Annotated in this window: 12 protein-coding genes; 7 read left to right on the top strand and 5 right to left on the bottom strand. The window is 66.7% G+C overall.

The features are described from left to right. Window positions 1-21: 21 nt before the first annotated feature. Window positions 22-1434 (bottom strand): MFS transporter, encoded by a 1413-nt coding sequence (locus tag ACM0O9_RS00315; protein ID WP_065179590.1) that lies wholly within the window; start codon window positions 1432-1434, stop codon window positions 22-24. Window positions 1435-1539: 105 nt separating this feature from the next. On the opposite strand from ACM0O9_RS00315, the gene ACM0O9_RS00310 reads away from it, so the two are divergent. After that, entirely contained in the window at window positions 1540-2424 is an 885-nt protein-coding gene (locus tag ACM0O9_RS00310; RefSeq protein ID WP_065179589.1) for a LysR family transcriptional regulator, read from the top strand. Between the two features lie 90 nt (window positions 2425-2514). Here the strand turns inward: ACM0O9_RS00310 and pip are convergent, their stop codons facing one another. Together pip and prmC are read right to left on the bottom strand one after the other, a co-directional pair. Further along, window positions 2515-3456 carry a prolyl aminopeptidase gene (gene pip, locus ACM0O9_RS00305; RefSeq protein WP_019661138.1) on the bottom strand — a complete coding sequence of 314 codons (942 nt, stop codon included), beginning with the start codon at window positions 3454-3456 and terminating at the stop codon, window positions 2515-2517. A gap of 48 nt (window positions 3457-3504) precedes the next feature. Continuing rightward, on the bottom strand, window positions 3505-4362 hold the full coding sequence (gene prmC / locus ACM0O9_RS00300) for a peptide chain release factor N(5)-glutamine methyltransferase (protein ID WP_235649815.1): 858 nt from the start codon (window positions 4360-4362) through the stop codon (window positions 3505-3507). Between the two features lie 355 nt (window positions 4363-4717). On the opposite strand from prmC, the gene ahpC reads away from it, so the two are divergent. The 5 genes from ahpC to ACM0O9_RS00275 all read left to right on the top strand — a co-directional run bounded on the left by ahpC (window position 4718) and on the right by ACM0O9_RS00275 (window position 9683). Continuing rightward, complete coding sequence (gene ahpC / locus ACM0O9_RS00295; protein WP_005415368.1) at window positions 4718-5281, top strand: alkyl hydroperoxide reductase subunit C; 564 nt, start codon at window positions 4718-4720, stop codon at window positions 5279-5281. Window positions 5282-5506: 225 nt separating this feature from the next. Continuing rightward, window positions 5507-7099, top strand: coding sequence for an alkyl hydroperoxide reductase subunit F (gene ahpF / locus ACM0O9_RS00290; RefSeq protein WP_005415367.1), 1593 nt, complete (start codon window positions 5507-5509; stop codon window positions 7097-7099). Between the two features lie 85 nt (window positions 7100-7184). Continuing rightward, window positions 7185-8147 (top strand): LysR substrate-binding domain-containing protein, encoded by a 963-nt coding sequence (locus ACM0O9_RS00285; protein ID WP_049414506.1) that lies wholly within the window; start codon window positions 7185-7187, stop codon window positions 8145-8147. A gap of 124 nt (window positions 8148-8271) precedes the next feature. Continuing rightward, a complete protein-coding gene (rnk, locus tag ACM0O9_RS00280; protein WP_005408156.1) occupies window positions 8272-8676 on the top strand; it encodes a nucleoside diphosphate kinase regulator in 405 nt (134 codons plus the stop codon). A 50-nt stretch (window positions 8677-8726) separates the two neighbouring features. Further along, on the top strand, window positions 8727-9683 hold the full coding sequence (locus ACM0O9_RS00275; protein ID WP_072167897.1) for a transaldolase: 957 nt from the start codon (window positions 8727-8729) through the stop codon (window positions 9681-9683). Window positions 9684-10261: 578 nt separating this feature from the next. Here ACM0O9_RS00275 and msrA read toward each other — a convergent pair. Both msrA and ACM0O9_RS00265 read right to left on the bottom strand, forming a co-directional pair. Beyond that, window positions 10262-10927: a peptide-methionine (S)-S-oxide reductase MsrA gene (gene msrA / locus ACM0O9_RS00270; protein WP_235649871.1), complete on the bottom strand. Its 666-nt coding sequence runs from the start codon at window positions 10925-10927 to the stop codon at window positions 10262-10264. Window positions 10928-10957: 30 nt separating this feature from the next. After that, window positions 10958-11221 carry a putative signal transducing protein gene (locus tag ACM0O9_RS00265; protein ID WP_005415362.1) on the bottom strand — a complete coding sequence of 88 codons (264 nt, stop codon included), beginning with the start codon at window positions 11219-11221 and terminating at the stop codon, window positions 10958-10960. A gap of 157 nt (window positions 11222-11378) precedes the next feature. Between ACM0O9_RS00265 and ACM0O9_RS00260 the strand changes: the two genes are divergently transcribed. After that, entirely contained in the window at window positions 11379-13127 is a 1749-nt protein-coding gene (locus ACM0O9_RS00260; protein WP_005415361.1) for a glutamine--tRNA ligase/YqeY domain fusion protein, read from the top strand. Window positions 13128-13137: the final 10 nt, after the last annotated feature.

The raw sequence follows: 13137 nt of genomic DNA, 5'->3' as shown, positions 1-13137 counted from the left end.
CACCCACGGCAGCGCCTTCAATCATGCCTCGTTGGCCGGGCAGACGGTGGCGGCCGATTCGGCCGGCGCCGGGCGCAGGCCCAGCGCGATCACCACGCCGAACAGTGAAAACAACGCGGCACCGTATTCGGCGCGCACCAGCCCGGCCAGTGCACTCGGCGAACCGGCTGTACCGGCATCGGCATTGGCCACCATCACCAGCACGGCCAGGCCCAGCGCACCACCGATCTGCTGCGCGGTCGCCGCCATGCCAGATGCAACACCCTGCTGTGCGGACGGCACGCCCTGCCCGGCCACGATCCACATCGAGGTCCAGGTCATGCCCTGGCCGATGCTCAGCACTACCACGCCCGGCAGCAGCGGCCAGAAGTTCGCGCCGTGCGGCAGCGTCGCGGCCACCCAGGCGATACCGATGGCGCCGGCCAGCTGCCCGATCACCAGCACCTTGCGCGCGCTCCAGCGCTGCAGCGTCCACTCGGCCAGCTGGATGCCGACCGTGCACACCGCAGTGGCGGGCAGGAACGCCAGGCCGGCCTGCAGCGGGCTCCAGCCGTAGCCGTCCTGGAAGTACAGCGCCATGAAGTAGTACTGCACCCCATAGCTGCTCATGAAGGCGAAGGTCAGGCCCAGTGCCGCGCGCAGTCCGGGCAGCCGCAGCAACGCGAACTGCATCAGCGGATCGCGGCTGCGCTGTTCGATCTGCACGAACGCCACCAGCAGCAGCACCGACAGCAGCAGGCAGCCCAGCGTGGCCGGCGCAGTCCAGCCCCACTCCGGCCCTTGCACGAGGGTAGTGACCAGCAGGCTGCCGCCGGCAGTGACGGTGATGCAGCCGGCCAGATCGAACGAGCGGCCCCGCGCACGCGGGCCATCGGCCGGCAACCACGCACCCGCAGCCACCGCGCAGGTGGTGGCCAGTGGCACGATCACCGCCAGCACCGCCGGCCAGCCGAACGCCTGGGTCAGCACGCCGCCGAGCAGCGTGCCCAGCGCCAGGCCCACCGCGCTGGCCATGCTCCAGATCGCAAGTGCACGGTTGCGCACCGGACCTTCCGCATACAACGTGTTGATCAGCGCCAGCGTGGCCGGGAACAGCAATGCCGCGCCGATGCCCTGCGCCGCACGCGCGATGATCAGCAGGGTGGCGTTCGGCGCCAGCGCGCCGAGCAGCGACGCCAGTGCGAACAGCAGCATGCCCAGCCGGTAGAAGCGGCGACGGCCGATCAGGTCGGCGGCACGGCCCCCCAGCAGCAGGCTGCCGCCAAAGGCCACGGTGTAGGCACTGACCACCCATTGCAGCTGCTGTGCGTTGATCTCCAGCGCGCGCCCCATGTCATGCAGGGCGACGAAGATGATGGTGGCGTCCAGGGCGATGATCAGCTGGGCGGTGGCCAGCAGGGCCAGCGCCCAGCGCGGGTACTTGAGGGGAGGCATCGACGCTCCGGTGCTGTGGGGGAGCGCAGTCTCATTGATGCAGCGCTCTCAATAAACCCCTTTCCGTCCATATCTGTCATGATTTTCAGCATGAATGGAACCTCGATGGACCTCAATGCCGTGCGCATGCTGGTGCAGGTGGCCGAAGCACGCAGTTTCACCGCCGCCGCCGGGCAACTGGGCCTGAGCCAGTCAGGCCTGTCGCGCGCGATCAGTCGGCTGGAGGCCACGCTGGGGGTGAAGCTGCTGCAGCGAAACACCCGCAACGTGGCACTGACCCCGGATGGTCGCCAGTTCGTCGATCAGGTCGCGCCCCTGCTGTGCGGTCTCGAAGACGCCGAACGCCAGTTGGCCGACCGTCCGTGCACGCCCTCGGGCACCCTGAAGATCAGTGCGCCCTCGATGTTCGGGCGCAAGGTGCTGGTACCGCTGCTGGGGCCGATGCTGCAGCAGCACCCGCAACTGCAGGTGGAAGCCGTGCTCAACGACCGCCTGGTCGATCTGGTCGAGGAAGGCTTCGATGCCGCGCTGCGCACCGGCGTCATCGCCGACCAGCGCATCGTCGCGCGGCCACTGCGGCCGCTGCGCTGGGTGACGGTGGCCAGCCCGGACTACCTCGACCGCTGTGGCGCGCCCGACGATGTGGCCGCCTTGCGGGATCATGCCTGCCTGGCGGTGCGCAACCTGCGCAGTGGCCGGCTGGTGGACTGGCAGTTCCTGCAGGACGGCCAGCTTCATGATTTCACGCCACCGGCGCGGATGGTGTTCGACAGCGGCGATCCGCTGGTGGAAGCGGCGATCGCCGGCATCGGCATCGTGCAGGTGATGGATTTCGCGGTGGCCGACGCCTTGGCCGATGGCCGCCTGCAGCGCGTGCTGCAGCCGTTTGAGGGCCGCAGCCGCGCGCTGTCACTGATCTACCCGCCGTCGCGCCAGCATTCGCCGAAACTGCAGGTACTGGCCGACGCGTTGCTGGCTGGGGACTGGTAGATCCACGCCATGCGTGGATGAGGCCGGTAGCGCCGGGCGATGCCCGGCGCGAATGGTGAAGCGTTGCCGGCCAGCGACCGGCACTACCGATCAGGCGAAGCTATCGGTGGCGCGCACCAGCGCGTCCACGTTCTCGGCCTCGAACGCCGAATGGCCCGAGGCCGGGGTGATTTCCAGCTTCGCCTTCGGCCACACCTTGGTCAGGTCCCAGGCGTTGGCCAGCGGGCAGACCACGTCGTAGCGGCCGTGCACGATCACGCCCGGAATGTCGGCGATGCGGTGTGCATCGCGCAGCAGCTGGTCTTCCACCTCGAAGAAGCCGCCGTTGACGAAGTAGTGGTTCTCGATGCGGGCAAACGCCAGCGCGAAATGCGGGTCTTCGTGGCTGTTGATGAAGTCATCATCGACGTGCAGGAAGCTGGTCGCGCCTTCCCACACCGCCCACGCCTTGGCCGCTTCCAGGCGGGTGGTCTCGTCTTCGCTGGTCAGGCGGCGGTGGAAGGCCGAGATAAGGTCATGACGCTCCACCAGCGGAATCGGCTTGAGGTAGTGCTCCCACGCATCCGGGAACAGGCGGTTGGCGCCTTCCTGGTAGAACCATTCCAGCTCCCAGCGACGCAGCATGAAGATGCCGCGCAGGACCAGTTCGGTCACGCGCTGCGGATGGGTCTCGGCATAGGCCAGCGCCAGGGTCGAGCCCCAGCTGCCACCGAACACCTGCCAGCGATCGACCTTCAGGTGCTCGCGCAGCTTCTCGATATCGGCGACGAGGTCCCAGGTGGTGTTGTCCACCAGGTCCGCGTGCGGGGTGGAACGGCCGGCACCGCGCTGATCGAACAGGATGATGCGGTACTTGGACGGATCGTGGAACTGGCGCATCTTGTCGCTGCAGCCGCCACCCGGGCCACCATGCAGCATCACCACCGGCTTGCCTTCCGGGTTGCCGCACTGTTCGAAGTACAGCGTGTGGCGGTCGTCGACCTTCAGGGTGCCGACGTCGTAGGGGGTGATGGCGGGGTACAGCGTACGCATGCTTGCAGCTCCAGGGTGATGCCCTGCCGGGGCAGGAGAACCTCCATTCTAGGCCGGACGCCGGCCCAGGGTGATGCGGTCGCGCTGCTCCAGGTCCTGCACGGTCTGCACCTCGGCAAATCCCGTCGCCTCGAACAGTGCGCGGATCGCCGCGCCCTGGTCCCAACCGTGCTCGATCAGCAACCAACCGCCGGGCCGCAGGTGGGCCTGACCACCATCGACGATGCGGCGGATGTCATCCAGGCCGTCCATGCCCGAGGCCAGCGCGGTAGACGGTTCGAAGCGCAGGTCGCCCTGTTCCAGGTGCGAGTCGTTGCTGGCGATGTACGGCGGATTGCTGGCGATCAGGTCGAAGCGCACGCCCTGCAGCGGCGCATACCAGTCGTGCCCGCCCTCGGCGAAACGGACGTTGTCCAGTTCATGGCGGGCCGCATTGCGCGCGGCCACGGCCAGCGCGCCCGGGCTGGCATCGGTGGCCAGCACCTGTGCCCGGGGCCGTTCGCTGGCCAGTGCCAGTGCGATCGCACCGCTGCCGGTACCGAGGTCGGCCAGCTGCAACGCCTGGTCCGGCGGCAGTCGCTCCAGCGCCAACTCGACCAGCAGCTCGGTTTCCGGGCGCGGGATCAGCGTGGCCGGGTCGACCTCCAGGTCCAGCGTCCAGAAACCGCGGCGCCCGGTCAGGTAGGCAACCGGCTCACCGGCCACACGGCGGGCCAGCAAGGCTTCGAAGGCGGCCTGGTCATTGGCGGCCAGCGGATCGGTGGCATGGGCGAACAGCCAGCTGCGCGGGCGCTCCAGTACATGCAGCAGCAGCAGTTCGGCTTCGTGGCGGGCGTCGACACCGCCCAAGCGGGCACTGGCGTCAGCTACGACCTGACGCAGGGTGGGTTCGGGTTGGAAAGACATGCCTCAATTGTAGGGCCGAGCCGATGCTCGGCTGCTGCTGGAACAGCCGAGCATCGGCTCGGCTCTACAGATCCACCGTCGAGCATGGCTCGACGCTACAAAAAGCTGGAATCCGTTCAGGTTTCGCAAGAGGGTATAAGGAGGGGCTATCAGCCCTCTTTACACGTCCCGGTCGATTTTCCTTGTCACACAAGCAGTTGCAGGATGGGAGCGGCAGGGTTCAGTGCCCGCTCATGGCCATTTGATAGACTCCATCTATCAAATAGATGCAATCAATGGATTGTTCTTATCGCGAGCGAATGGGTAACCTAGCTCCTGTCGATTCACCCACTCCCCTTCACCAAGAGGAAAAATGATGTCCCTCATCAATACCCAGATCCAGCCGTTCGAAGCCAACGCCTACCACAACGGCGAGTTCATCAAGGTTTCCGACGCCAGCCTGAAGGGCCAGTGGTCCGTCCTGATCTTCATGCCGGCCGCCTTCACCTTCAACTGCCCGACCGAGATCGAAGACGCCGCTGACCACTACGCCGAGTTCAAGAAGGCCGGCGCCGAGGTCTACATCGTCACCACCGACACCCACTTCTCGCACAAGGTGTGGCACGAGACCTCGCCGGCCGTCGGCAAGGCCCAGTTCCCGCTGGTCGGCGATCCGACCCACCAGCTGACCCGCGCCTTCGGCGTGCACATTGAAGAAGAAGGCCTGGCCCTGCGCGGCACCTTCATCATCAACCCGGAAGGCGTGATCAAGACCCTGGAGATCCACTCCAACGAGATCGCCCGTGACGTGTCCGAGACCCTGCGCAAGCTCAAGGCTGCCCAGTTCACCGCCGCCAACCCGAACCAGGTCTGCCCGGCCAAGTGGAAGGAAGGCGAGAAGACCCTGACCCCGTCGCTGGACCTGGTCGGCAAGATCTAAAGTAGTACCGGCCTGCCGTGGCCCCACGCCACGGCGCGCCCTTCATCCCCGTGCCGGTCCCCCCGCCGGCGTGGGGGTGAACCCAAGACAGCCAACGCTCGCCCGCCTTGGCCAGCCAGCCCCTTCCACGGTCGCTGTCTTGGGTTCACCCCTACCCCCTGCTGGTCCGCTACCTTCTACAGCGGTGCCACGCCCCCTGTTTGCCTGAAGCCAGGAGATGACCCGATGTTGGACGCCAACCTGCAGTCGCAGCTGAAGACCTATCTGGAGCGCGTGACCCGCCCGATCCAGATCACCGCGCACGCCGACGACGGCGCCAAATCGCAGGAAATGCTGGAACTGCTGCAGACCCTGGAAAACCTTTCGGACAAGATCACGCTGCAGGTCCTGCGCGATGGCCAGGGCCGCGTGCCGTCCTTCGACCTGGGCACGCCGGGCCAGGACATCCACCTGACCTTCGCCGGCCTGCCGATGGGTCACGAGTTCACCTCGCTGGTGCTGGCCCTGCTGCAGGTCGGCGGCCACCCGTCCAAGGCCACCGCCGAGCTGATCGAGCAGGTGCAGAACCTGGAAGGTGAATACAAGTTCGAAACCTACTTCTCGCTGTCCTGCCAGAACTGCCCGGACGTGGTGCAGGCGCTGAACCTGGCCGCGGTACTCAACCCACGCATCCAGCACGTGGCCATCGATGGTGCGCTGTTCCAGGACGAAGTCGAGAAGCGCGAGATCATGTCGGTGCCGACCGTGTACCTCAACGGTGAAGTGTTCGACCAGGGCCGCATGACCCTGGAGCAGATCGTGGCCAAGCTGGACACCAATGCCAGCAAGCGCGATGCCGAGAAGATCGCCGCCAAGGATGCTTTCGACGTACTGGTGGTCGGTGGTGGCCCGGCTGGCGCCGCAGCGGCGATCTATGCCGCGCGCAAGGGCATCCGTACCGGCATCGCTGCCGAGCGCTTCGGTGGCCAGGTGCTGGACACCATGGCGATCGAGAACTTCATCTCGGTGAAGGAAACCGAAGGCCCGAAGCTGGCCACGGCGCTGGAGCAGCATGTGCGCGAGTACGACGTGGACATCATGAACCTGCAGCGCGCCAGTGCGCTGGTGCCGGCCGGCGAAGACGGCCTGGTGCAGGTGCAGCTGGAGAACGGCGCGGTGCTGAAGTCGCGTTCGGTGATCCTGTCCACCGGCGCGCGCTGGCGGCAGATGAACGTGCCGGGCGAGGACCAGTACCGCAACAAGGGCGTGGCCTACTGCCCGCACTGCGATGGTCCGCTGTTCAAGGGCAAGCGCGTGGCGGTGATCGGCGGCGGCAACTCCGGTGTGGAAGCGGCCATCGACCTAGCCGGCATCGTGTCGCATGTAACCCTGCTGGAGTTCGATTCCAGCCTGCGTGCCGACGAAGTGCTGCAGAAGAAGCTGCGCAGCCTGGGCAACGTCACCGTGCTGACCAGCGCACAGACCACCGAAGTGCTCGGCGACGGCAGCAAGGTCACCGGCCTGGTCTACAAGGACCGCATCGGCGGCGATGCCCACCGCGTCGAGCTGGAAGGCATCTTCGTGCAGATCGGCCTGCTGCCCAACACCGAGTGGCTGAAGGATGTGGTGGCGCTGTCGCCGCGTGGCGAGATCGTCATCGACGATCGCGGCCAGACCAACCTGCCGGGTGTGTTTGCTGCTGGCGATTGCACGACGGTGCCCTACAAGCAGATCATCATCGCCATGGGCGCCGGTTCCACCGCCGCACTGAGCGCGTTCGACCACCTGATCCGCTCGTCGGTGAGCAACAGCAGCGGTGCCGTTGCTGAAGCGGCCTGATCCACCGTTCCCAGATCACCGGGAACATTGCCTGCCTGTCGGGTAACCACGCCGTCAGCCGGTCCGTTACCCCTGGGGTGTAAGGATGAACCTACGTGATCTGAAGTACCTGGTAGCCCTGGCCGACCACAAGCATTTCGGCCGGGCTGCCGCGTCCTGCTTTGTCAGCCAGCCGACGTTGTCCACGCAGATCCGCAAGCTGGAGGAAGAGCTCGGCCTGCCGCTGGTGGAACGCGCACCGCGCAAGGTGATGCTGACCCCGGCCGGCCAGGAAGCGGCCGCACGGGCGCGGGTGATCGTGTCCGAAGTGGAACAGCTGAAGGAAGCGGCGCGACGCAGCCGCGATCCGGAAGCCGGTACGGTGCGCCTGGGGATCTTCCCGACCCTCGGCCCGTACCTGCTGCCGCATGTGATCCCGCGCATCCGCGAGCGCTTCCCGGAGCTGGAACTGCTGCTGGTCGAGGAAAAGAGCGATGTGCTGCTGGACCGCCTGCGCGAAGGCAAGCTCGACGCTGCATTGCTGGCGCTGCCGGTGATCGACGACCAGCTGCATGCCGAGTTCCTGTTCGAGGAACCGTTCCTGCTGGCCGTCTCCGGTCGCCACCCGCTGGCACGTCGCGAGCACCTGGACGTGCAGGAACTGGCCACGCAGAAGCTGCTGCTGCTGGAGGACGGCCATTGCCTGCGCGACCAGGCGCTGGAAGTCTGCCGCCTGTTCGGCGCCAACGAGAAGTCCGAGTTCCGCGCCACCAGCCTGGAAACGCTGCGGCAGATGGTCGCCGCCGACGTCGGCATCACCCTGCTGCCGAGTCTGTCGGTGCAGCCGCCAGTGCCGCGCTCGAACAACATCCGCCTGCTCGACTTCACCGGCGAAGGCCGTCCCAGCCGCCGCATCGCCATGATCTGGCGCCGCAGCTCGGCCATGAACGACTTCCTGATGGACCTGGCCGACCAGTTCAAGCGCCTGCCGCAGGCGCTGTTCACCCTGGAGGCGCTCGATGCCGGCAGCGATGCACCCGCCCTGCCCGGCCCCGCGCTGAACGGCTGAGCCCCCCGCAGTACCGGCCTGGAATCGGCAGGAGTCGATTCCGGCCGCATTTGTCCCCACAATACAGACAGGCGGCGCCAGCAGGTGCCGCCTTTTGCATGGCTTTCAACCAAGGAGCTTCACCATGAGTACCGCCAGCGGCCTGCCGCCGTCGATCACCGTTTCCACCTTCGACATGGACCGCCTGGACGCCATGCTCGAATCTCCCGCGCTGAGCCAGACGCCTGCCGCGCTCGCGCTTGCTGAAGAACTCAACCGGGCCACCGTGCTGGCACCGGACCAGATTCCCGAAGGCATCGTCATGATGCATTCGCGCGTGGAGTGCGAAGATGAAGTGTCGGGCGAGAAGCACGTCCTGACCCTGGTCTTCCCCCGCGAAGCCAACGTCGATGAAGGCAAGGTTTCCGTGCTGGCCCCGGTCGGCAGTGCCCTGCTCGGCCTTTCGATCGGCCAGAGCATCGACTGGAACGCGCCCGGCGGCCGCAAGCTGCGCCTGCGCGTGACCGCGGTCCACAACGACCGCCCCTGATTACCGCTGCGCACCGCGCGCGATTCGATCCCCCTGCCCCAGGAGCCGTAATGAGTACCCCGTCCAAACTGTCCCAGCTGCGCGAACTGTCCGTGGTCGTTGCCGATACCGGTGACTACGAGGCGATCAAGCGCCTGCAGCCGGTGGACTGCACCACCAATCCGACCCTGGTGAAGAAGGCGCTGGACCTGCCGGTCTACGCCGAGCTGATCGAACGCGAACTGGCCTGGGGCCGCCAGCAGACGGGCGACCGCGAAGCCGTGGTGCACGCCGTGGCCGACCGCCTGACCATCGGCGTCGGCGCGCTGCTGAGCACGCTGGTGCCGGGCCGGGTGTCCACCGAGGTGGATGCCGACCTGGCTCACGACACCGCTGCCACCGTGGCCAAGGCCCGCCAGTTCATCCAGATGTACGCCGATGCCGGCGTGCCGCGCGAGAAGATCCTGATCAAGATCGCCGCGACCTGGGAAGGCGTGGAAGCCGCACGCATCCTGCAGGCCGAGGGCATCGACTGCAACCTGACCCTGATCTTCAACCCGACCCAGGCGCTGGCCTGCAGCGAAGCCGGGGCGTTCCTGATCTCGCCGTTCGTCGGCCGCATCCTGGACTGGTACGTGGCCAACGGACAGGCCCCGGCCACCATCGATGAAGACCCGGGCGTGAAGTTCGTGCGCGGCGTGTATGCCGAATTCAAGCGTCGCGGTTCGCCGACGGTGGTGATGGGCGCCTCGTTCCGTTCGACCGCGCAGATCGAAGCACTGGCCGGCTGCGACCGCCTGACGATTTCGCCGGACCTGCTGGAGAAGCTGGACGCCGACCACGGCGAGCTGCCGCGCAAGCTGGTGGCCGGTGCCGCCGATGGCGCGGCGGTGACCCCGATCGATGCGGCCAAGTTCGCGGCGGATCTGGCGGCCGATCCGATGGCCACCGAGAAGCTGGCGACCGGCATCGATGCGTTTGCCAAGGATCTGGAAGCGCTGCGCGAGCGGATCCGCGCGGCACTGTGAGGATTCCGGCCAACGACTGAGCCCCTCGTGGCAGGTCGGTTGGCCGCAAAGAGCAAAAAGCCGCGCTGGGTCGGGCGGGTTGGGTTCGCGGGAGACGCCGTGAATCCATCCCTGGAGGCTTGGCCGCCGCATCCATGCGGCGGACACTCCCGCGAACCCAACCCGCCCGCCCTCTGACAGTTTCCGGTGGCCACCCGCCACGGAAGAAAGAAAGAAGAGCAACAGCGGGTCGCGCGCTTCGCTTGCTTGGAGCGGAGCATGGCTCCGCTCTACAGAAAGCACTGCAGGATCAAACAAGAAGGACGCGGCGAACGCCGCGTCCTTTTTGTTTTCCTTCAGTTCGTCAGTAATCCACTGCTCCTGCCCACCGTCACCGGGAAATGATCGGAGGCGGGACGGGTACAGATGGCGGGACCGTCCACGGCATGGATGCCGTGGCCGAGCCCCCAGGGACGGGTTTACGGCGTGTCCCGCCATCTGTACCCGTCCCGCCAAACCATCAGCAACCCAGAGCCGCTTTGGCTTTGGCTTTGGCAGTTGCTTTCAGCTTCAGCCCGCCGCAGGCGGACCACCGCGCGTCAGCGCGGCGCCTCCACATCCAACCCGATCGGGCAGCTCACGCCGGTGCCGCCGATGCCGCAGTAGCCGTTCGGATTCTTCGCCAGGTACTGCTGGTGGTATTCCTCGGCGTAGTAGTACGCCGGTGCCGGGTACACGATCTCGGTGGTGATCGGGCCGTAGCCGGCCGCAGCCAGCTGCGTCTGGTAGGCCTCGCGGCTGGCCAGCGCGGCCTTGTACTGGGCCTCGTCGGTGGCATGGATCGCCGAGCGGTACTGGGTGCCGGTGTCGTTGCCCTGACGCATGCCCTGGGTTGGATCGTGGCTTTCCCAGAACAGCTGCAGCAGCCGCTCCAGGCTCACCACCGCCGGGTCGAACACCACCTGCACCACTTCGGTGTGGCCGGTCAGGCCCGAGCAGACCTCTTCATAGGTCGGGTTCGGCGTGATGCCACCTGCATAGCCGACCGAGGTGCTGTACACGCCCGGCTCGGTCCAGAACTTGCGCTCGGCGCCCCAGAAACAGCCCAGCGCAAAGCGGATCTGCTGCAGGCCGGCGAAACGGTCCTTCAGCGGATGGCTGTTCACGAAGTGCTGGTTGCTGTGCAGCGGCAGCGGTTGGTCACGCCCCGGTAGCGCCTCTTCCGGGCGCGGCAGGCGCTGCTTGAAGGCGCCGATGCCGAGGATGCCCTGGCCAATTCCCAACATGATGCGCTCCTACGCCGGAAGGCCGGCAATGTCGTCTGCATCGGAAATGGGGTCGGACGGGGCCTGGCCCAAGTCCAGCGCCGCCACGATGTCCTCGGCCTGCGGCCGCGCCGCATCGGGGATGCCGACCCGCAGCACGCCAAACAGCGGCAGCTCGCCCATCCCGCCCAGCAGCTGCTCTCCGAACACGAACGCGGGGATACCGGCGTCTTCCAGGGCGTGCTTGACCAGATGGGCGTCGAACAGATTGTCGGCCTTGTACACGATGTGCATGCGGCGGCTCCTCGGGACAAGGGTCCAGCATACGCCTGGGGGCTGAATGGTGGAGAGGGCGGGATCCGAGAGTTGCCGGCCGCTGGCCGGCAACCCCGGCAGTTCTGCCCCGTACGCGCTAGACTGTTGGTCTTTCTGCCTTTCTTTTCGCCGACTCATGTCCGAGCACACCCCCGCCAGCCCCGAGACCCCCGCCGACAGCCACGAGAAACGCGATTTCATCCGCCAGATCGTGCGCGAGGACCTGGCCAGCGGAAAGCACCAGGCGATCAAGACCCGCTTCCCGCCGGAGCCGAACGGCTACCTGCACATCGGTCACGCCAAGTCGATCTGCCTGAACTTCGGCATCGCCGGTGAATTCAGCGGCGTCTGCAACCTGCGCTTCGATGACACCAACCCGGCCAAGGAAGATCCGGAATACGTGGCCGCGATCCAGGACGACGTGCGCTGGCTGGGCTTCAGCTGGAACGAGCTGCGCCACGCCTCGGACTACTTCCAGGCCTACTACCTGGCCGCCGAGAAGCTGATCGAACAGGGCAAGGCCTATGTCTGCGACCTGTCGGCCGAGGAAGTGCGCGCCTACCGCGGCACCCTGACCGAGCCGGGCCGTCCGTCGCCATGGCGCGACCGCAGCGTCGAGGAAAACCTCGACCTGTTCCGCCGCATGCGCGCCGGTGAGTTCCCCGATGGCGCGCGCACCCTGCGCGCGAAGATCGACATGGCCAGCGGCAACATCAACCTGCGCGATCCGGCGCTGTACCGCATCAAGCACGTCGAGCACCAGAACACCGGCAACGCGTGGCCGATCTACCCGATGTACGACTTCGCCCATGCGCTGGGTGATTCGATCGAGGGCATCACGCACTCGCTGTGCACGCTGGAATTCGAAGACCACCGCCCGCTGTACGACTGGTGCGTGGACAACGTCGATTTCGCCCATGACGACGCGCTGACCCAGCCCCTGGTCGATGCCGGGCTGCCACGCGAAGCGGCCAAGCCGCGCCAGATCGAGTTCTCGCGCCTGAACATCAACTACACGGTGATGAGCAAGCGCAAGCTGATGGCGCTGGTCACTGAACAGCTGGTGGACGGCTGGGAAGACCCGCGCATGCCGACCCTGCAGGGCCTGCGACGCCGTGGCTACACCCCGGCCGCGATGCGCCTGTTCGCCGAGCGCGTGGGCATCAGCAAGCAGAATTCGCTGATCGACTTCAGCGTGCTCGAAGGCGCACTGCGCGAGGACCTCGACAGCGCCGCGCCGCGCCGCATGGCCGTGGTCGACCCGGTCAAGCTGGTGCTGACCAACCTTCCGGAAGGCCACGAAGAACTGCTGACCTTCAGCAACCACCCGAAGGACGAAAGCTTCGGCAGCCGCGAAGTTCCGTTCGCCCGCGAAGTGTGGATCGATCGCGAGGACTTCGCCGAAGTGCCGCCGAAGGGCTGGAAGCGCCTGGTGCCGGGCGGCGAAGTGCGCCTGCGTGGCGCCGGCATCATCCGCTGCGACGAAGTGATCAAGGATGCCGACGGCACCATCACCGAGCTGCGCGGCTGGCTCGATCCGGAATCGCGCCCGGGCATGGAAGGCGCCAACCGCAAGGTCAAGGGCACCATCCACTGGGTGAGCGCCGTGCACGGCGTGCCGGCCGAGATCCGCCTGTACGACCGCCTGTTCTCGGTGCCGAACCCTGACGACGAATCGGAAGGCAAGACCTACCGCGACTACCTGAACCCGGAATCGCGCCGTACCGTCACCGGCTATGTCGAGCCGGCCGCAGCCAGCGCCGCACCGGAGCAGTCGTTCCAGTTCGAGCGCACCGGCTATTTCGTCGCCGACCGCCGCGATCACACCGAAGCCAAGCCGGTGTTCAACCGCAGCGTGACCCTGCGCGACACCTGGTCGGCCTGAGCACCTGCGC

Origin of the sequence: Stenotrophomonas sp. FR012 (genome assembly GCF_047520565.2) — a bacterium.
GTDB lineage: Bacteria > Pseudomonadota > Gammaproteobacteria > Xanthomonadales > Xanthomonadaceae > Stenotrophomonas > Stenotrophomonas sepilia.
The sequence above is the reverse complement of the archived record's forward strand: the minus strand, read 5'-3'. Positions and strand labels throughout refer to the sequence as shown.

Excerpts from the sequence above, each read along its gene's own strand:
- ACM0O9_RS00315 (WP_065179590.1), bottom strand. The coding sequence starts at position 1,434 with ATGCCTCCCCTCAAGTACCCGCGCTGGGCGCTGGCCCTGCTGGCCACC.
- ACM0O9_RS00310 (WP_065179589.1), top strand. The coding sequence starts at position 1,540 with ATGGACCTCAATGCCGTGCGCATGCTGGTGCAGGTGGCCGAAGCACGC.
- pip (WP_019661138.1), bottom strand. The coding sequence starts at position 3,456 with ATGCGTACGCTGTACCCCGCCATCACCCCCTACGACGTCGGCACCCTG.
- prmC (WP_235649815.1), bottom strand. The coding sequence starts at position 4,362 with ATGTCTTTCCAACCCGAACCCACCCTGCGTCAGGTCGTAGCTGACGCC.
- ahpC (WP_005415368.1), top strand. The coding sequence starts at position 4,718 with ATGTCCCTCATCAATACCCAGATCCAGCCGTTCGAAGCCAACGCCTAC.
- ahpF (WP_005415367.1), top strand. The coding sequence starts at position 5,507 with ATGTTGGACGCCAACCTGCAGTCGCAGCTGAAGACCTATCTGGAGCGC.
- ACM0O9_RS00285 (WP_049414506.1), top strand. The coding sequence starts at position 7,185 with ATGAACCTACGTGATCTGAAGTACCTGGTAGCCCTGGCCGACCACAAG.
- rnk (WP_005408156.1), top strand. The coding sequence starts at position 8,272 with ATGAGTACCGCCAGCGGCCTGCCGCCGTCGATCACCGTTTCCACCTTC.
- ACM0O9_RS00275 (WP_072167897.1), top strand. The coding sequence starts at position 8,727 with ATGAGTACCCCGTCCAAACTGTCCCAGCTGCGCGAACTGTCCGTGGTC.
- ACM0O9_RS00265 (WP_005415362.1), bottom strand. The coding sequence starts at position 11,221 with ATGCACATCGTGTACAAGGCCGACAATCTGTTCGACGCCCATCTGGTC.
- ACM0O9_RS00260 (WP_005415361.1), top strand. The coding sequence starts at position 11,379 with ATGTCCGAGCACACCCCCGCCAGCCCCGAGACCCCCGCCGACAGCCAC.